Annotated in this window: 16 protein-coding genes; 9 read left to right on the top strand and 7 right to left on the bottom strand. The window is 67.3% G+C overall.

Features of this window, described 5'->3' with window-relative positions; genetic code table 11:
- Window positions 1-27 precede the first annotated feature (27 nt).
- The 4 genes from LNV23_RS06120 to LNV23_RS06105 all read right to left on the bottom strand — a co-directional run bounded on the left by LNV23_RS06120 (window position 28) and on the right by LNV23_RS06105 (window position 4,608).
- Complete coding sequence (locus LNV23_RS06120; RefSeq protein WP_263562166.1) at window positions 28-2,208, bottom strand: peptidase domain-containing ABC transporter; 2,181 nt, start codon at window positions 2,206-2,208, stop codon at window positions 28-30.
- Window positions 2,201-3,451: an HlyD family secretion protein gene (locus LNV23_RS06115; RefSeq protein WP_263562165.1), complete on the bottom strand. Its 1,251-nt coding sequence runs from the start codon at window positions 3,449-3,451 to the stop codon at window positions 2,201-2,203. Before LNV23_RS06115 ends, LNV23_RS06120 begins: the two co-directional genes overlap by 8 nt.
- A 76-nt stretch (window positions 3,452-3,527) precedes the next feature.
- A complete protein-coding gene (locus tag LNV23_RS06110; protein WP_263562164.1) occupies window positions 3,528-3,722 on the bottom strand; it encodes a CCRG-2 family RiPP in 195 nt (64 codons plus the stop codon).
- A 148-nt stretch (window positions 3,723-3,870) separates the two neighbouring features.
- Entirely contained in the window at window positions 3,871-4,608 is a 738-nt protein-coding gene (locus LNV23_RS06105) for a helix-turn-helix transcriptional regulator (RefSeq protein ID WP_263562163.1), read from the bottom strand.
- A 214-nt stretch (window positions 4,609-4,822) separates the two neighbouring features.
- On the opposite strand from LNV23_RS06105, the gene LNV23_RS06100 reads away from it, so the two are divergent.
- Window positions 4,823-5,125 carry a DUF4902 domain-containing protein gene (locus LNV23_RS06100; RefSeq protein ID WP_263562162.1) on the top strand — a complete coding sequence of 101 codons (303 nt, stop codon included), beginning with the start codon at window positions 4,823-4,825 and terminating at the stop codon, window positions 5,123-5,125.
- Window positions 5,126-5,399: 274 nt separating this feature from the next.
- On the opposite strand, the gene LNV23_RS06095 is transcribed toward LNV23_RS06100, so the two are convergent.
- The 3 genes from LNV23_RS06095 to LNV23_RS06085 are packed head-to-tail and all read right to left on the bottom strand — an operon-like array spanning window position 5,400 to window position 8,916.
- Window positions 5,400-6,608, bottom strand: a complete 1,209-nt coding sequence (locus tag LNV23_RS06095) for an ABC transporter permease (protein ID WP_263562161.1) — start codon at window positions 6,606-6,608, stop codon at window positions 5,400-5,402.
- Window positions 6,605-7,414, bottom strand: coding sequence for an ABC transporter ATP-binding protein (locus LNV23_RS06090; protein WP_263562160.1), 810 nt, complete (start codon window positions 7,412-7,414; stop codon window positions 6,605-6,607). The genes LNV23_RS06095 and LNV23_RS06090 overlap by 4 nt, the downstream gene beginning before the upstream one ends.
- Window positions 7,411-8,916 carry an alpha/beta hydrolase gene (locus LNV23_RS06085; RefSeq protein ID WP_263562159.1) on the bottom strand — a complete coding sequence of 502 codons (1,506 nt, stop codon included), beginning with the start codon at window positions 8,914-8,916 and terminating at the stop codon, window positions 7,411-7,413. Before LNV23_RS06085 ends, LNV23_RS06090 begins: the two co-directional genes overlap by 4 nt.
- Window positions 8,917-9,154: 238 nt before the next feature.
- Here LNV23_RS06085 and LNV23_RS06080 point away from each other — a divergent pair, with 238 nt between their 5' ends.
- From LNV23_RS06080 to LNV23_RS06045, 8 genes are all read left to right on the top strand, one after another.
- A complete protein-coding gene (locus LNV23_RS06080; RefSeq protein ID WP_263562158.1) occupies window positions 9,155-9,490 on the top strand; it encodes a PspC domain-containing protein in 336 nt (111 codons plus the stop codon).
- A 104-nt stretch (window positions 9,491-9,594) separates the two neighbouring features.
- Complete coding sequence (gene gstA, locus LNV23_RS06075; protein WP_263562157.1) at window positions 9,595-10,203, top strand: glutathione transferase GstA; 609 nt, start codon at window positions 9,595-9,597, stop codon at window positions 10,201-10,203.
- Between the two features lie 127 nt (window positions 10,204-10,330).
- A complete protein-coding gene (locus LNV23_RS06070) occupies window positions 10,331-10,945 on the top strand; it encodes an NUDIX hydrolase (protein ID WP_263562156.1) in 615 nt (204 codons plus the stop codon).
- An 82-nt stretch (window positions 10,946-11,027) separates the two neighbouring features.
- Entirely contained in the window at window positions 11,028-12,983 is a 1,956-nt protein-coding gene (locus LNV23_RS06065; RefSeq protein WP_263562155.1) for a TonB-dependent siderophore receptor, read from the top strand.
- Window positions 12,984-13,038: 55 nt separating this feature from the next.
- A complete protein-coding gene (locus tag LNV23_RS06060; RefSeq protein WP_263562154.1) occupies window positions 13,039-13,854 on the top strand; it encodes a DUF6502 family protein in 816 nt (271 codons plus the stop codon).
- Window positions 13,851-14,405, top strand: a complete 555-nt coding sequence (locus LNV23_RS06055; protein ID WP_263562153.1) for a hypothetical protein — start codon at window positions 13,851-13,853, stop codon at window positions 14,403-14,405. Before LNV23_RS06060 ends, LNV23_RS06055 begins: the two co-directional genes overlap by 4 nt.
- A 217-nt stretch (window positions 14,406-14,622) precedes the next feature.
- The gene (locus LNV23_RS06050) at window positions 14,623-16,866 is read left to right on the top strand and encodes a serine/threonine-protein kinase (RefSeq protein WP_263562152.1); all 2,244 of its coding nucleotides are present in this window, start codon (window positions 14,623-14,625) and stop codon (window positions 16,864-16,866) included.
- Window positions 16,863-17,402 (top strand): hypothetical protein, encoded by a 540-nt coding sequence (locus LNV23_RS06045; RefSeq protein ID WP_263562151.1) that lies wholly within the window; start codon window positions 16,863-16,865, stop codon window positions 17,400-17,402. Before LNV23_RS06050 ends, LNV23_RS06045 begins: the two co-directional genes overlap by 4 nt.
- Window positions 17,403-17,483 lie beyond the last annotated feature (81 nt).

Here is a 17,483-nt window from a genome sequence, read left to right as displayed (position 1 = left end):
AATCTAGATGGCGGCAATAGCCCGTGCTCAACCGGCTTGGTTGCTGGTCGGCGGCACGCTGCGCAGATCCTGCGCCACGCGCCCGTCTTGCAAGGCGATGATGCGCTGGGCCGAGGCGATGGTCTCCGGCCGGTGGGCGATGACGATGCGGCTCAGGTTGAGCGCACGCAGCGAGGCGTTGAGCTGGCGCTCTTTCTCGACATCAAGCGCGCTGGTGGCCTCGTCCAGGAACAGGTATTGCGGCCGTTTGTAGAGCGCGCGCGCCAGCAGCACGCGCTGCCGCTGCCCGCCCGAGAGGCTGCTGCCCATGTCGCCGACCAGACTTTGATAACCCATGGGCAGGGCGCTGATGTCCTCGTGCACGCAGGCGATGCGCGCGCATTCCTGCACCCAGGCCGCGTCGGCCTCGGGGTCAAAGAAGCTGATGTTGTCGGCAATGCTGCCGGCGAACAGCTGGTCGTCCTGCATGACCGTGCCGATGCGGGCGCGCCAGGCAGCCAGACCCAGCTGGGCCAGCGGCCGGTCTCCGACGCGGATCTCGCCCTGCTGCGGGCTGTGGATGCCCAGCATCAGCTTCAGCAAGGTGGTCTTGCCACAGCCCGAGGGGCCGACGATGGCCACGGCCTCACCGGGCTCGATGCGCAGGCTGCAGCCCTGGATCACCGGTGCTTCGCCTTCCGCGTAGGCAAAGCTCAGGTCCACCAGTTCGAGCGCTTCCGGAGAGCCGGCACTCACTTTGGGCCCTGCGCTCAGGTCGGCCGGCTCGGCCGCGCTCAGCACGATGTCGGCCAGGCGCTCGCCCTGCAGGCGCAGCATGCTCAGCTCCACGCCCTTGTCGATCAGGCCGGCCACGCGGGTGCTGAACTGCTCCTTGTAGGCCAGAAAGGCGAACAGCATGCCGACCGACAGCTCACGGTCCAGCACTAGCAAGGCGCCCAACCAGACGATGGCCACGCGCTCCAGGCCGAACAGCAGGCGCTGGCCCACGGCCATGCCCAGGTCCAAACGGCGGGTGGCGATGCTGGCGTTCATCTGCTCGACCACCAGATTGGCAAAGGCGGCGCTGCGTTCGGCCTCGGCGTTGTAGAGCTTGATGGCCTGGGCGCCACGCAGCGATTCGAGGAAATGGCTGTTCTGTTTGGCCTCGAACACCAGCGCCTCTTCGCTGGCCTCGCGCAGCTGCCCGAAGAAAGCCCAGCGCAGCAGGCCATAGCCCAGCACGGCCGTCAGCGCCACGGCGCTCAGCCGCGGTGAGTAAACGGCCATCATGGCCAGAGTCAGCAGCACCATGGCCCCGTCCAGCAGGGCTTCGGCGAAGCGGGTGGAGAGGGTGCGCTGGATCTGCTGCACGCTGGAAAAGCGCGACCAGATGTCGCCCAGATGGCGCTTCTCGAACCAGGCCAGAGGCAGGCGCAGCAGGTGGCCGAAGACCTGGGTCAGCCACTGCAGATTGAGCGAGGCCGAGAGCACCAGCACCGCCCAGGAGCGCAGGGCACTGATGGCCGTTTGCAGCAGCACCAGCAGGCCAAAGCCCAGGCCCAGGGTGACCAGCAGGTCGCGATCGGCGCTGACCAGCACCCCGTCCACCACCCATTGCAGCAAAAAAGGCGAGAGCAGGGCCAGCAGCTCCAGCGCCAGGGCCAGCAGCAGGATCTGGCCCAGCGAGCGTTTGAGCCCGCTGATGCGACCAAACAGCTGGCGCCAGCGCAGTCGCGGCGCCGGGGCCTGGGGTGTGAAGTCCGGCCCGGGGCGCAGTTCCAGGGCCACGCCGGTGAAGTGGCGCGACAGCTCGGCTAGGGGGATCTGCCGCCGGCCATGGCCCGGGTCGTGGATCAGGGCCTGCTGGCCGCGCACCTCGACCAGGACCACGAAATGGTTGAAATCCCAGTGCAGGATGGCCGGCAGCTCCAGCCGCGCCAGATGTTCGGGCTCGGCGCGCAGGCCGCGCCCGGCCAGGCCCAGGGGCGCGGCCATGCGCAGCAGGTCGGCCATGGTCGCGCCCTTGAGCGAGAGCGAAAAACGGCGACGCAGCTCCGGCAAGTCCAGATGCAGGCCGTGCGCGCTGGCCACCATGGCCAGGCAGGCCAGGCCACATTCGGCCGCTTCCGTCTGCAGAATCACCGGCACGCGGCCACGGCGCCGCCAGCTCAGATGCAGGCGCGACAGCAGGCCGGGGGCGGCGTCGGGGGCGGGCGCGGAATCAGACACGTTGGGCCAGGCTCAGCAGGGGTTCGAAAATCCACTCGATCAGGCGGCGCCGCTCCAGCATGACATCGGCATCGAGCTGCATGCCGGCGGCCAGGGCTTGGGGCTGTCCGTAGGCGCTGACGGTTTGGTGGTCCAGGCTGACGGTGATGCGGTAGAGCGGCTCGCTGCCTGCGCCCTGGCTGAGCGCGGCCGGCAGGTTGAGGGTGGCCAACTCGGCCGTGGCCAGGGGCGTGCGCGAGACCTGAAGCACGCGCCCACTTTGCTGGCCGAATTTTTGATACGGAAAGGCCTGGTAGCGCAGCTGCACGGCCTGCTGTGCCTGCAAGAAACCGACTGCGCTCGAAGGCGCGAACAGCTGGGCCTGCATCTGGGTTCGTGCCGGCAGCAGCTGGGCCAAGGCCGCGCCGCCCTGAATGCTTTGGCCGGCTTCGGCCAGCAAGGTGGAGACGACACCGTCGCTAGGCGCGCGCAGCACCAGGCGGCGCCGGCCTTCGGTCTCCAGGCCTTTTTCCTTCAGCTCGGCCAGGTCACGCGCGATTTCGGCCTGCAGCACCTCGCTGCGCAGGGGCAGCTCGCGCATCTGCGCCTCGGCCGCCTGCAGATCGCGCTGCAGGGCCTCGCCTTGGCGGGCCAGGGCTTGGGCTTGCGACTGCAGGCCGAGCAATTCCTCGCGCTTGCTCTGCAGCTGGGCGGGCGAGATGAAGTTGTTGCGGGCCAGGTTTTCCTGTCGCTCCAGCGATTCGCGCGCCAGGGCCAGGCGTTCGCCGTGCAGCTGGCGCTCGACCTGCAGCTGGGCTTGTTCGCGCAGCAGACCGGCGCGCTTTTGCGTCAGGGTTTGCAGCTGGGTGCGCACCAGGGCCAGCTGCTGGCTGGCCGTGCCTTGCAAGCTCAGCTGACGGCTTTGCAGGGTCTGGGCGATGCCTTCGATGGTCTGGCTGGCGCTGTCCAGGGCCAGCACGAACAGCACATCGCCGGCCTTGACCGCCTGGCCTTCGCCGACCTCGCGGCTCAGCACCGTGGCCGATTGCGGCGCCTGGATGCGCAGCACGCCACGGTCCGGCACCAGATAGCCGCTGACCCGCGCCTTGCGGGTGTATTCCGCTGTGCACAGAAAGGAAACGACCAAAGCAACACTGCCCACGGCAACGGCCGTGAGCAGTGTGAGAGACAGCGGTGGCAGGACTTGCACCCTGCCCAAACCGCTGTGCTGCTGGCCTTGCAAGGCCTCGCGGCGAAACAGCATGTGTTGGGTGAAGACCGGTGCTTGCCTTCTCCGTCAGAGCCCGCTCAGGGAGCGGGTGATGACTGGGAGCAGAGGATTACCAGCCGCCTTTGGGGGTGCCTGGGACTGGGGGTTCCGATGATGGTGCCTCGGTGGCGTCAGGGACCGGGCCCCAGCCGCCCTTGGGCGTGCCGCCGCCGGACACCGATTGCAGCTGCTCCAAGCTCAGCTCCACCGGCGCCGGGACAGTGGTGTTCAGTTCAGAAGAAGAGGAGGTGTTTTGCAGTTTCATGATGGAATCCGTTCGTTGAACACACTCCAACGAGTGCTTGTTCCGGATTTGAGCAAGTTGGATATGGCTCGGACAGTGTCAACTCTTACAGTTGCGCCAAGCCCAGAGCGTATGTCAGGCTCGCGGCGCCAGGCCTGCGGGTTTTCCGTTAGCGAATCAAGCCCATGCGCAGCGCCTTCAACACCGCCTGGTGTTTGGTGGTGCAGCCGAGCTTGTGCATAGCGTTGTTCAGATGCAGCACTGCCGTGCGTTCGGTGATGCTCAGGATGCCGCCGACCTCCCAGGCGGTCTTGCCGTCCATGGTCCAGCGCAGGCATTCCAGCTCGCGCGGGGTCAAACGTGTCGGGTTGCTGTTCGGTTCAGGTTCGCGCGGCATCACCACGCGCCAGGCCGCGTCTTGGGCATAGACGGCAAACAGCTGCAAATCCGCCACCAGGCGCGTCAGTTCGCCCGGATGCTTGGGCAGGGGCTCGGCGCGGTCCATGCCCAGCATGAAGTGCCGGCCCTCAGGCAGATGCAGGGCCAGGGCGATGCCGGTGCGGTAGCCAAAGCGGGCCTGCTCTTCCCACATGCTGGCTTGGCCGCTGGCCAGATAGGTGTTCTGGTTCCAGACGATGGGCACGCTCTGGCGCTTGCAGTGTTGAACCACAGGGTCATGGCGCCAGCTGCTGCGGTCCGAATAGGTCGAGGCAAAGGACTCCGGCGTGTTATCCACCGTCTCGAACTCTGACTCGCCGACGGTGTGGTCCAGCACCACGGTGGCAGACACCGTGGAGAAACCCAGGCCCTGCGCGAAGCGGATCACCTCATGGCGAAATTCCTCGCGGCTGCGTGCCTCCAGCACGGCCTGGTACCCCCCTTGCAGCATTGAATTGCTTACATCCATGGCGCGCATTGCAATAAACCGCGAGCTTGCGGTCAACTCGGTTATACCCCTGACAAGGTTTACAGCTGTTCGTTTGCGGGCCTCATCTGCACACTGCACAAACAGTTACTGAATTCCCGCTTTCGACGGTTTCAAGACCTCCCCATCTATGACCCCAGCCTGGATTGTGTATGCATGGCCCCGTGTACTTTGTGATGCCCACGAGGCGCCGCGATTGCAGTTTGCGCATCTCAGCACCCAGGTTCTGATCAACGGTGAAGGCGGGCTACCCGCCATGGGGCAAACCCTGTGGCAAGGGGACGACGGTGAGGCCTTGGCCGGCGTGGCCTGGGACTGGGTCAGCATGTCGGCCGGGGTGGTCGCCATGGTGGACCCCATGGCCCTGGTCACCAACCTGCAATTCCTCAATGCACGTGGCGAGGTGTTGGCGCCATTGGAGTCCGCTCGCCGCCTCAACGAGATCGTGCATACCTTGCCCTGGCAGTATGAGGTTCAGCGGGCCCTTGGCTACCACTGAGCGACCAAGCCTAGTAAGGACAGGATTCGGCACTGAGCCGTCGTTGGCTGAGGTTTCAGTTCGAACGCAGAGTGCGCGGAGCACCGCAGAGGCCGCAGAGAGAGGAGCAAGATTTTTGGTCTCAGCGTCCTCTGCGGTCCTCCGCGAGCTCTGCGTGCTGAAACTTCTTCGCGAACGACGGCTCCGTGCCGATTGCCGACCCAAGCCCGTAGCGCCCAAGAAAAAGCCCAGGCGAGCCTGGGCTTGATGTTGCGGTAGGGCAAGCCGCGCTGATTTACTTGGAGACGGCGCCGCGCATCGAGCGGGCGACGAAGAGCAGACCGCCGGCCATCAGGATCAAGCCTACCAGCACACTGGGCAAGACCTGGGCCAGGCTCAAGGTCTCACCCTTGAGTACCAGCATCATCAAGGTGTTCTGCGCCAGGCCGGGCACCCACAGGTACCAGGGCGCTTCGCCGCCCGGGTTGAGCAGGGTGACCATGGGCATCAGGCTCACGGCCGTCATCACCATGGTGCTGCCTGCCTGCGCTTCCTTGAAGGTCTTGGAGCGGATCGCCAGCGCCATCAGCACGGCGCTGATGCCCACGGCCAGTGGCAACTGCAGCAGCAGGAAGGCCATCACCTCGTAGCTGCCGAACTGGAACATGGCTTGCAGGCTGTCGCTCTGCAGCAGCCATTGCGCCGGGACGAAGCTCAGGCTGGCGATCAGGGCCACGGCCATGCCCAGCAGTGCCACCGCACCCCATTTGCCCAAGACCAGGGCGATGTGCTGCACCGGGTTCATCAGCAGGGGCTCCAGCGATCCGCGTTCACGCTCGCCGGCCGTGCTGTCCAGGGCGGCCGTCAGGGCGCCGTAGAGCACGGCCATGATGATGAACATGGGGATGATGCCGGTGATGCGGGCGGCGCGGGCCTGCACGCTGGCCAAGTCGCGCTCCTCGATGGCCACGGGCTGCAGCAATTCGCCCGAGACGCCGCGCAGGGCCAGGCTGATGGCGGCGCGTTCCTGGCCAAAGCCGTTGACCAGGCGTTCCAGCCGGCCGACGCCGGCGCTGGCGCGTTGGTTGGCGCTGTCGCTGACCAGCTCCACCGTCGGCTTGTCGCCGGCCTGCAGTTCGGCCTCGAAGTTCTTGCCGATCACCAGCACCGGCTCAAGCAAAGTGCCAGCACGCAGTCGCACCTCATAGTCGGCCGGGGCCGTTTTGAGGGCGTAGGTCTGGCGCTCGAGGTAGTTGCGCAGGCTGGGCGCATGCTCGATGCCCACCACCTGCACCTCGCGCTTGTCGGCCTGGCCTTCCAGCGAGGAGATCAGGCCCGAGAGCGCCAGCAGCAGCAGAGGACCCATCAGCACGGCGGGGATGGACAGGCGCAGCAAAGTGCGGCGGTCGCGCAAGGCGTCGACCACCTCCTTGCGCAAGACGATCCAGAAGTTCCTCAGCAGACTGGAGCTGCCGCTGTTGTTGTTGGTGATGCTCGCGCTCATGCCGCCACCTCTTGTTGTTGTTGCTGCTGTTGCTGCTGCTGAGTGAAGGCCAGCTTCACAAAGGCGTCCTCGAAGTGTTTCTCGCCGGCCAGGGCCAGCAGCTCGGGCACCGAGCCTTCGGCCACGCTGCGGCCTTGCGCCACCACCACCACATGCTCACAGAGCTGTTCCACCTCCGGCATGATGTGGGTGGAAAAGACGATGCACTTGCCGCCGCCCTCGGGCGAGCGCAGATGGCGCAGGGCCTCGCGCAGCGCCCGGGTGGCCAGCACATCGAGGCCGTTGGTTGGTTCGTCCAGCACGATATTGGCCGGGTCATGCACCAGGGCGCGGGCCAGGGCGGTCTTCATGCGCTCGCCCTGGCTGAAGCCATCGCTGCGGCGGTCCAGGATGTGGCGCATGTCCAGCAGGCGCGCCAGCTCCTCGGCGCGGGCATTGGCCGCATCGGCTTCCATGCCTTGCAGGCGGCCGAAGTAGATGATGTTCTCGCGGGCGCTCAGGCGCGGGTAGAGGCCATGTGCATCGCCCAGGATGCCCATGCGCGCCAGGGCCTGGCGCGGCGCCTGGCTGACCTGGATGCCGTCCACGCTGATCTGGCCGTGGTCGGGCTCGAACAAGCCGCCCAGCATGCGCAAGGTGGTGGTCTTGCCGGCACCGTTGGCGCCCAGCAGGCCGGTGATGCGGCCGTTCGGCGCGTGCAGGCTGACATCGCGCACCGCTTGCACGGTCTGCTTCTTGCCCTTCGTGAAGATGGAGCCGCCGCTGGCGCTGACGAAGCTCTTGCTGACGTTCTTGATTTCGATCATGGCTGCACCTTGGTGGCAGAAGCGTCTTGCACCGGCACAAAGGCCAGCGGGCGCGGGATGCGGGTGGCGCAGGCGGCGTCCTGGGGCAGGGCGGCGGCGTCGGTCTTGGCGTCGAAGAAGCGGAACATCACATCGCGCATGCAGCCGATGGTGGCCACGCCGTGGCCGGCCTCGGGCACGACGATGTGCTGGGCCTTGTCGCCCAGGGCTTTTGTCACCCGCTCGCCGTGGCGGGGCGGGGTTACGGGGTCGGCGCCACCGCTGAGCACCAGCACGGGCATGGCTGCCTTGGGCACTTGGTAGAAGGCCTCGGGCACCTCGCCGCGGGGCCAGGTCTTGCAGGCGGCGCTGTAGAGCAGGGCGTCGCTGTTGCCGTAGTCGGCGCCCGGCTTGTCGCTCGCTTGCGGCAGGCGGGGCAGGTCTTCGGCGCAGACCACCGAGAAATGCATGCCCATGGCCAGGCGGGTGCTCTTGTTGGAGGTCATGGTGCTGGTCAGGCCCATCAGGCCGTCGAAGCGGCCCTCGGCCGCGTCACCGATGGCGGAGGGCAGGGCGGCGGCCAGGGCCGGCATGTAGAGCGGGCCACGCACGGCGCGCAGCAGCTGGCTGCGGGTCAGCGTGAACTGCTCCGGCTTGCCGGTCATGGGCTGGCGCACCGAGATCTGGCGCGGCACGCTGGCCAGCAGCGCTTGCCACTGGGCGCGCAGCTGCGGGTGGCGGGCCTGGCAGGCCGGCTCTTTCTCGCAGGCGCTGAAGGCGGCATCCAGTGCGGCCTGGTTGTCGGTCGAGAAGCTGGCGGGCAGCACCATGTCCGGCGGGGCCACGCCGTCGATCAGGGATCGGCGCACCTTGCTCGGGAACTGGCGCATGTATTCCAGCGCCGCACGCGTGCCGTAAGAGGCGCCGTAGAGGTTCCACTGCGGCGCGCCCAGCTGCTCACGCACGGCCTCGAAGTCCTGCATGGCGATGGTCGTGGTGTACAGGCACAGATCGCCGTGGGGCAGGCGGCTCAGGGCCTCCTGGCAGTCGCGCAGGCGGCGCTCCTGGGCTTGCGGGTCCAGGCCTTCGGCGATCGGCAGCTTGCTGTCGTCGGCGCATTGCAGCGGTGCCGATTTGCCGGTGCCGCGCTGGTCGATGAAGACCAGGTCGCGGCGGTTGTTCAGACGCTTGAGCACGCTCAGCATGCGCGGCGCCAGCGAGATGGCGCTTTGGCCGGGGCCGCCGGCCAGCAGCAGCACCGGGTCGGGCTGCTTGTTGCGGGCCATGGCGGGCACCAACAAGTAGTGGATCTCGATCTGCGTTCCCTGCGGCTTGGTCGGGTCCAGCGGCCGCATGACGCTGCCGCATTGCATCTCATTGGGCATGCCTTCGATGCGGCAAGCGTGGGTGGGGCCGCTGCCCGGCTTGCTTGTGCCGCCTTCGCTCGCGGCCGCCGCCAGGCCCGTGCCCAGCAGCAGGGCCAGGCCGCCCAGCAGCAGGGCGCTTCCAGATCGTTTCCACATAAGCGTCGTCTCCAGACTTGGGTGCTTGTATGGGGGCGGATTATGGGCAGCGCCTGCAATGCTCAGCCCCCTGCCTGCGGCGAATGGCGGAACGCGGCGACAAGCTGCGGGGAATGCGGGTCGGCCGTTCAGGCACCCGCGCCTGCAGTTTGTCGCAGCGCACGGACTCAGCCCGCCAATGGCGTTAGATTGAGGCCTGGGGCAATGACAGCCCCGCCACTCAGAAGGAGGAACCCAGATGTCCGTCGCCGAAGAACTCCACAAACTGGCCGAGCTGCACCAGCGCGGTGTGCTCAGTGATGCTGAGTTCGCCCAGGCCAAGGCCCGGCTGCTGAGCGGAGAGGCAGCGCCAGGCGCCTCTACCAGCGCGGGCTTTGCGCCGGCCGCCAACGGCCTGAACGAGCTGCGCCGCAGCCGTGACGACCGCTGGCTGGGTGGCGTCTGCGGTGGCCTGGCCCGGATCACCGGCCTGGATTCCTGGGTCTGGCGCCTGCTCTTCACCCTGCTGGTGCTGTGCGTGGGTACTGGATTGTTCGTCTACCTGCTGCTCTGGATTTTCGTGCCACAGGACTGAGCCCGGCACAGTTCAGGGCCCTCCTGCAAGACTCGGCAAAGCGGCGTATGGTTCGGGCTTTGCCGGCATGTCGACCGGCGAGTTCTTGCAAGGAACCCTGAACCATGAAGCTCTATTACAGCCCCGGCGCCTGCTCCCTGTCCCCCCACATCGCCCTGCGCGAGGCGGGCCTGAGTTTTGACTTGATGCTGGCCAGCACCAAGACCAAGAAGCTCCAGGACGGCAGCGATTTCTACGCCATCAACTCCAAGGGCTCGGTGCCCGTGCTGGAGCTGGACAACGGCGAGCGCCTGACCGAAGGCCCGGCCATCGTCCAGTACATCGCCGATCTGGCGCCCGCCTCCCATCTTGCCCCGGCTGCCGGCAGCATGGCGCGCTACCGCCTGCAGGAATGGCTGAACTACATCACCTCCGAGCTGCACAAGGGCTTCTCGCCCCTGTTCAACCCGGCCACCCCGGAAGACTACAAGCCGCTCGCCCGCGCTGCGCTGATGGCGCGCTTCACCTGGGTCAACGCCCAGCTGGAAGGCAAGCAATACCTGATGGGCGATCAGTTCACGGTGGCTGATGCCTACCTGTTCGTGGTCAGCAACTGGGGCCAGTACGTCGGTGTGGACGTCAGCGGCTTCGAACACCTGGTGGCTTTCCGTGCCCGCGTGGCGGCCCGCCCGGCCGTGCAGGAAGCGATGAAGGCCGAAGGCTTGCTGAAGTAAACAGGTGAACAGGTGAATGGTGAATGGTGAATGGTGAATGGTGAATGGTGAATGGGGGCGCAGCCCCTTCACTTATTCACCCGTTCACTTATTCACTCTTTCAAGTCAGGGATCAGACAATGGCCTTATGTCGACCTCCCGCTCCAACGTTCACGCTCAGGCCTGCCAGATCCTGCAGGCCTATCTGAGCCAGCGCTTTCCGGAAGAAAGCGCGCGGCTGCAAGCCTTGCAGGACCAGCTGCAAGATCCCGACGGCGATGCCTTCAACCGCGCTCAGATGCGCGGCCATATCACCACCAGCGCCATCGTGCTGGACCCCGCCTGCCGCCAGCTCCTGCTGATCCATCACAAGGCGCTGCAGCGTTGGCTTCAGCCGGGCGGACATTTCGAAGCCAGCGAGGCCGCCGACCCGCTGCTGACTTCGGCTCTGCGCGAAGCTCGCGAGGAAACCGGCGTCGAGGCCCTGCAGCCGCACCCCGAGTACCTCGATGCCGCGAGCGGCCTGGCCCTTCCTTTGGACATCGACAGCCATGCCATCCCCGCCAACCCGCGAAAGCAGGAAGGCGCGCACTGGCACCACGATTACGCCTACCTGCTGCTGGCCGACAGCCGCGCGCCGCTGAGCCCGCAGCTGGCCGAGGTTCATGCCGCCGTCTGGCAGCCGGTGCGCGCCTGGGCCGAGGCGCCCGATCTGCGTTTTCAAATGGTGGCGCGCAAGCTGGCGGCGCTGGGCCTGGCCTGAGCGGGCGGGCCGCCATGGCTTTCGCCTGCGGCAGACCTGCCACCTACACTGCGCAGCTTTTCCTGCTACTCCGCTGCGCCCCATGACCGATCGCTCTTTTGCCGCTCCCGCCCTGCCTCTGACCCCGCTGGCCGCCAGCCTGATGATGATGGCGGCTTTGTCTCTGGTCCCCTTGTCCGCGCGGGCCAATGACGCCGCGGTGCAAGCCGCCAGCGATGCCTTCGGCACCAGCATCGGTCGCGAGACCATCGGCCTCTACACCAGCAGCAGCGTGCGCGGTTTCTCGCCCACGGCGGCCGGCAATGTGCGCATCGACGGCCTCTACTTCGACCAAGTCTGGGGCTTGAGCGCGCGCCTGCGCCAGTCCAGCAATGTGCGCGTCGGCCTCTCGGCCCAGGGCTTTGTCTTCCCCGCGCCCACCGGCATCGTCGACCTCAGCCTGCGCCGCCCGGACGCCGAGCCCAGCGCGCAGCTGGTGTTGGGCCTGGACCAGTGGCGCGGCCGTTATATCGACCTGGACTTCAGCCACCCGCTGAGCGCTGACGGCCGCTGGGCCGTGACCGGTGGCTTCTCCAAAGCCCATGTCGAATACGGCAACGGCACCGATGGCGAGTTCACCACCGGCAGCCTGGCGCTCTGGTGGCGGCCTGATGTGCACACCGAGGCCATGGTCTTCGCCTCGGCCATCGACACGCCCTATGACCGCATGGGCCCGCAGGTCTCCAGCGCCACCCCCAGCCTGCCGCCGCTGGGCGAGGCGCGGGTCTTCAAGGGCCCGGACTGGGCGGCTTACAGCGGCGTCGGCCGCAACTACGGCGCCACTCTGCGCCATGCCTTTGACCCGGCCTGGCAGCTGCGCGCGGGCCTCTTCCACTCCGAAAACGACGACCGCGCCAGCTTCAGCAATCTGCTGCTGGGCATGGACGCCCAAGGCCAGGCCCAGCGCCTGGTGATTGCCGACCCAGCCAGCCGCGTGGCTTCCAACAGCGGCGAGCTGCGCCTGAGCTGGGCCTTTGCCCCGGCGCCTTGGGCGCAGCGCCTGCATCTGCAGCTGGCCGGCCGCGCCCGCGACCGCCGCACCGGCGGTTCGCAAAGCCTGGACTACGGCAGCATGAGCCAGCTCCAGCCCTTCCAGCCGCCGCAGCCCACCTTTGCCTTCGGCGCGCAAAGCCTGGACGAGGTCAAGCAGCACTGGCTGGGCCTGTCCTATGAGCTGCGCTGGAATCAGCAACTGGAGTTCAATGCCGGCCTGCAGCACAGCGACTACCGCAAGCGTGTCGACCGCCCCGGCCTGCCGCTGACCGAAACCGAAGCCACGCCCTGGCTCTACAACCTCAGCGCAGCCTGGCACTTCAGCCCCGAGCTGGCGGCCTACGCCGGCCTGACCCGCGGCCTGGAGGAAAGCGGTGTCGCGCCCGGCAACGCCAGCAACCGCAACCAGGCCCTGCCGGCCATCCTGACCACGCAGATGGACGCCGGCTTGCGCTGGCAGATGAGCCCGCGGCTGAAGCTGGTGGCCGGCGTGTTCGATGTGCGCAAGCCCTACTACAACCTCGACGCCCAGCAGCTCTACACCGAGCTGGGCGATGTGCGCCACCGCGGCATCGAGCTCTCGCTGAACGGCCGGCCGGCGCCCGAGTGGCAGCTGGTGGCTGGCGCGGTGCTGATGCAGCCGCGCGTGCGCGGCGAGGGCGTGGCCCTGGGCCGGGTGGGCTCGCGCCCGGTCGGCCAAGCCGAGCGCATCCTCAAGCTCAACGCGGTCTACCGCCCTGCCGAGCTGGGCGGTTTGAGCTTGGACGCCGGCTTCTCCCACACCGGCCGCATGCCGGCCACGCGTGACAACCAGGTCGAGCTGCCCGCCCTCAGCGAGCTGGACCTGGGTTTGCGCTGGCCCCTGCAGCTGGGCGGTCAGCCCAGCACCCTGCGCCTCTTGCTCAGCAATGCCCTGAATCACCGCAGCCTGGAGCTGCGCGGCAGCGGCAGCTATGCCGAGCGACAAGGGCGATTGCTGGCCGTGAACCTCAGCAGCCGCTGGTAATTTGCGTTTGGGGCTGCGGGCGTGTGGAACAATGTCCCACGCGATTTCCCGAGCCATGAGCCAAAACACCAAAGCCTCTCTTGCCCTGCGCTGCGTGCTGCGAGTCATGCAGCCGCTGGCGCGCCTGCTGGTCAAGCAGGGCGTGGGCTATCCGGAGTTCGCTCAGGCACTGAAGCCGGTGTTCCTGTCGGTCGCCAAGACCGAGCTGGCGGCGCAGGCCATGCCGCAGACCGACAGTGCCGTCAGCCTGCTCTCGGGTGTGCACCGGCGTGATGTGCGCACCTTGGGGCGGGCCGCCGAGGAGGGGGCCGGGATGTCGGAGCCGCTCAATCTGGTCGGCCAGATCGTGGCGCGCTGGATGAGCGCCGCTCCGTTTCGTGGCCCGGACGGCCAGGCCCGCGCCTTGCCTCGCCAGGCCGAGGGTGGCGGCTTTGACCAGTTGGTGGCCGAGGTCAGCCGGGACGTGCGCCCCCGCGCCGTGCTCGACGAGATGCAGCGCCTGGGCGTGGCCCGCGAAGACGCCGAGGGCGTGCATCTGGTGGTCGACGGCTTCGCGCCCCGCCTCGGCTTCGAGGAGATGGCCGAGGCCTTTGCGCTCAATCTGCGCGACCACCTGGCCGCCGGCAGCGCCAACCTGCTCGGCGAGCAGAGCTTCCTCGAGCGCTCGGTCTACTCCGACGAACTCAGCGAAGCCTCGGTGCAGCACTTGCAGGCGGTGGCGGCTCAGGCCTGGAAGCTGGCCTTTGATCAAGTGATGCGCGAAACCCAAACACGTTTTGACCTTGATGCCGTCGAAGCCGCGCCTGCGGCGCGCCAGCACCGGGTGCGCTTCGGCGTGTACTTCTATTCGGAAAAGGAAGAATCCTCGTGAACCAGCCCATCGATCCTTCATGCTTCCTCAAGCGTGCTTTGGCGGCCATGGCGTTGGCGAGCCTGGCCGCCTGCGGTCCCGGCACGGTCGGCACCGGCGCCCAGGAAGACTATCTCAAGCTCGCCCAGGCACAGACCCAGCCGGTCTGCGCCGCCAGCTGGACCAAGGGTCGGCTCGACTGTGGCAACAGCGTGGCCATCGGCGAGAACCACCCCGGCACCTTGCGCGTGCAGTACGCGAGCGCGGCGACAGCACCGGACTACCTGGTGGTCTTCGAGGGCAACCAGGTGCGTGTCAGCGGCGGTTGCCCGCGACGCAGCTTCGAGGGCGAGTGGAGTCAGCTCAAGTCCGGTGGCAGCGCTTTTGTCGGCGGCTTTTTGCAAGGCACGCAAACCCAGGCCGGCACGGCGCTGGCCGAGGTGACGAGCCAGGGCAGTGACGGCCAGCCGCAGCTTCGTTTGCTGCTGCTCGATGTAGACAAACGCGTCTTGCTGGGCCCACTGACGCTGCAAAAAGTCGGCTCGGGCGATCTGCCCCTCGCGCCCTGCTGAGGCCGGCCCGGCCGGCGCCTTGTTTCAAACTGGGGGCGTCCGGTGCAAACCCTGAGCGGCTGGCGGCCTGCCGCCGCTGAGAATGACGCGGACACCCCGCAACTGTCGCGTTAGTTCGGGGCGACCTGTTTCAATCTGAAACATCACTCGAAGCTTTGAGGACGCGCAGCGCATGGTCGATGGGGCTGACAATTTGGCGGATGCAGCCACGGCGCCTATGACGCCCAATGCGCTGCGGCCGGTCGTTCGCGTGCCCAGCAGCGGGCGCGTGGACTTTGCCCGTTACGAATTGGGCGAGCTGCTCGGCGAGGGCGGCTACGGCTCCGTTTTTGCGGCCTGGGACAGCCGCCTGCAACGCAGCGTTGCCCTCAAGCGCCTGAACCTGCAGGTCGGCGCGGGCGGTGATGCCGAAGCCTGGGTGCAGGAAGCGCGCTTGGCCGCCCGCGTCAGCCACCGCGCCTTTGTCACCGTCTACGACGTCTTCGTCGACCAGGGCGCTGGCCATATCGTCATGGAGCGGGTCCAGGGCCGCAGCCTGAGCCGGGTGCTGGCCGCCGGCCCGCTGCCGGTCGAGCAGGCCGTGCAATGGGCGCTGCAGGCCAGCGAGGCCCTGGCCGAGGCCCACCAGCTGAACATCGCCCACGGCGACATCAAACCCGGCAATCTGATGGTGGATGAAAGCGGCCAGCTGCGCATCCTCGACTTCGGCGTCGCCCGCCTGATCGACCGCATGGCCACCCTGGGCCCGGGCAGCATCGCCAACAACCCTACAGGCAAGCCCCAGGTGTCCGGCACCCTGGCGTATATGGCGCCCGAGCAAATGCTGGGCCGGCCGGCCAGTGTGGCGAGCGACATCTATGCCCTGGGCCTGGTGTTGGGCGAGATGCTCAGCGGCCAGCGTGCCTTCCAGCAGCCCGACCCCCTGGCCCTGGCCCACCACAAGCTGCACGGCAGCGAACTGATACTTGCCCTGCCCAAGCTGCCGGCCGGACTGGCGCCACTGGCTGCCCTGGTGCAGCGCATGGTCAGCCGCCATCCCGCGCTGCGGCCGGCCAGCATGGTCGAGGTCAGCCAGGCCCTGGGGGCGCTTCTGGCCCAGAGTCAGGGCAGGGCCTTGTTGCCGGTACCGCGCGCTGCGGCCAGGCCTTGGCTGAGCCTGCCAGGCTCCATGCGACCTGCGCGAGCCACCCGCCTGCGCATGCTGCTCGCCACCGGCCTCTTGCTGAGCTTGTTTGGCCTGGCGGCTTGGCGCTGGCAGGGCGAAGCGCTGAGCCAAGCGCCCTGGCCGGTGCGTCTGGCGCAGGCCGAGCAGCTGTACCGCAATCTCGAAGAAGAGGGCGTGGCGCTCGACCGCATCGCCGCCCAGCTCGAATCGGTGGCGAGCGATCAGCCCAAGAACGCCCGCACCCAGGCCTTGCTGGCCCTGGTCTACGCCAGCAAGTACAGCCAGGAATCGCGTGACGAAGCCTGGCTGCAGCGAGCCGATGCCAGCGCCCAGCAAGCGCTGGCTTTTGAAGACCAGCTGGCGCTGTCGCACATCGCACAAGCCCAGGTCTTGCGCCTGCAAGGGCGGGCGGACGCTTCCGCCGCGGCTTTCGAGCAGGCCTTGCAGCTGGACGGGCAGTCCGACCTGGCCCTGCATGGCTACGCCATGCTGGAGTTGGCGCGCGGGCGGGCGGGGCCTGCGCGGGCCTTGCTCGAACGCGGCTTGTCTTTCCATCCCGACCAGGCCCTGCTCTTGAACGGCATGGGTCAGCTGCTCTATGAACAGAATGCCTTGGCCGAGGCCGAGGCGGTGTTCCGGCGTGTGATCGCGGCCGTGCCCCATGCCGTGTCCGGCTATGCCAATCTGAGTGCCGTCTTGGTCCGCTCCAACCGTCTGGAAGAGGCTCAGACGGTCTTGCAGCAAGGCTTGGGTCTACGGCCCAGCAGCCAGCTCTACACCAATCTGGGCAATGTGCTCTTTGGCCGCGCGCGCTATGCGGAAGCGGCCGTGGCCTTTGAGCGGGCCCTGTCGGCCGAGAAGGGCCGGCCCAACGACTACCGCATGTGGGCCAATCTGGCCGACACCTTGCGTGTGCTGCCGGGGCGCGGCGAGGACGCCAAACGCGCCTACCGCCATGCTTTGGAGCAGTTGCTGCCCTTGCTGGACCGCCATGCCCAGGACAGCGCCCAATTCAGCCGGGCTGCCTTGTATGCCGCCCGCATCAATGACCCGGGGCGCGCGCGCCTCTGGTCGCAGAAAGCCCTGGCTCTGGCGCCGAACGCGCCAGATGTCTTGTTCCGCACAGCCGTCGCGGCCGAACTCAGCGGCGACCGTGAGCAGGCCCTGATCCGCCTGCTGCAGGCGCGAACCCAGGGTTACCCGGCGCATTTCATCGAGCAGGAGGCCGATCTGGCCGCGCTGCGACGTGATTCGCGCTACCACCAGTGGAGCCCCAAGGAGAAGCAATCATCATGAGCCCGATCGAGAACATCCCCGCAGCCCAAGCCGCAGCACGCCTGAAGTTGAACTTCCATGTCGAACAGCAAGGGCGCGAGCTGTGGTTTGACTTGAGTAACGAGAGCAGCCTGCAAAGCCTGTTCTGCAATTCAGGCGCGCGTGCGGGTGCCTATGTCATGCAGTCCGCTCAGAACTTGAACGTTCAGGTCCTGGCCAATAGCAATGGCAGCTCCGCCGAATACCAAGTCGAGCTGATCTCGGCCGTGGTCCAGGCCGCGCTGCTGCGCGGCACGCCGCCTGCCGTTTTTCCCTTCACCACCTCCACGGTGAAAGACGGCGAGAACAGCGTCACGCCTATCGTCTTCGCCGGCACGCAGTTCCTGACCTCCAATGAAGACGGAGCGATCCAGTTTCTGAGCAGCCAGCCCCTGCTCACCTCGGTGTCAAACACCGAGTGCGCATACGAAGTCAGCGTGTTGCTGACGGTCAAGATCGGCGCACGCCAGGCCACCTTCACGTTGGACCCGGAAGTCATCGTCGAGCAACCGCGTTGATCGACAGGCCCCGGCCCGTGGCCGGGGCGCCTGACTGCACCCGCGCATCGCAGCTCCGTCCTGCCCGAGCCCAGCCACAGG

The organism is Kinneretia sp. DJ1R-11 (assembly GCF_025717595.1).
Lineage (GTDB): Bacteria > Pseudomonadota > Gammaproteobacteria > Burkholderiales > Burkholderiaceae_C > Paucibacter_A.
This window is presented reverse-complemented; position numbering and strand designations above follow the sequence as displayed.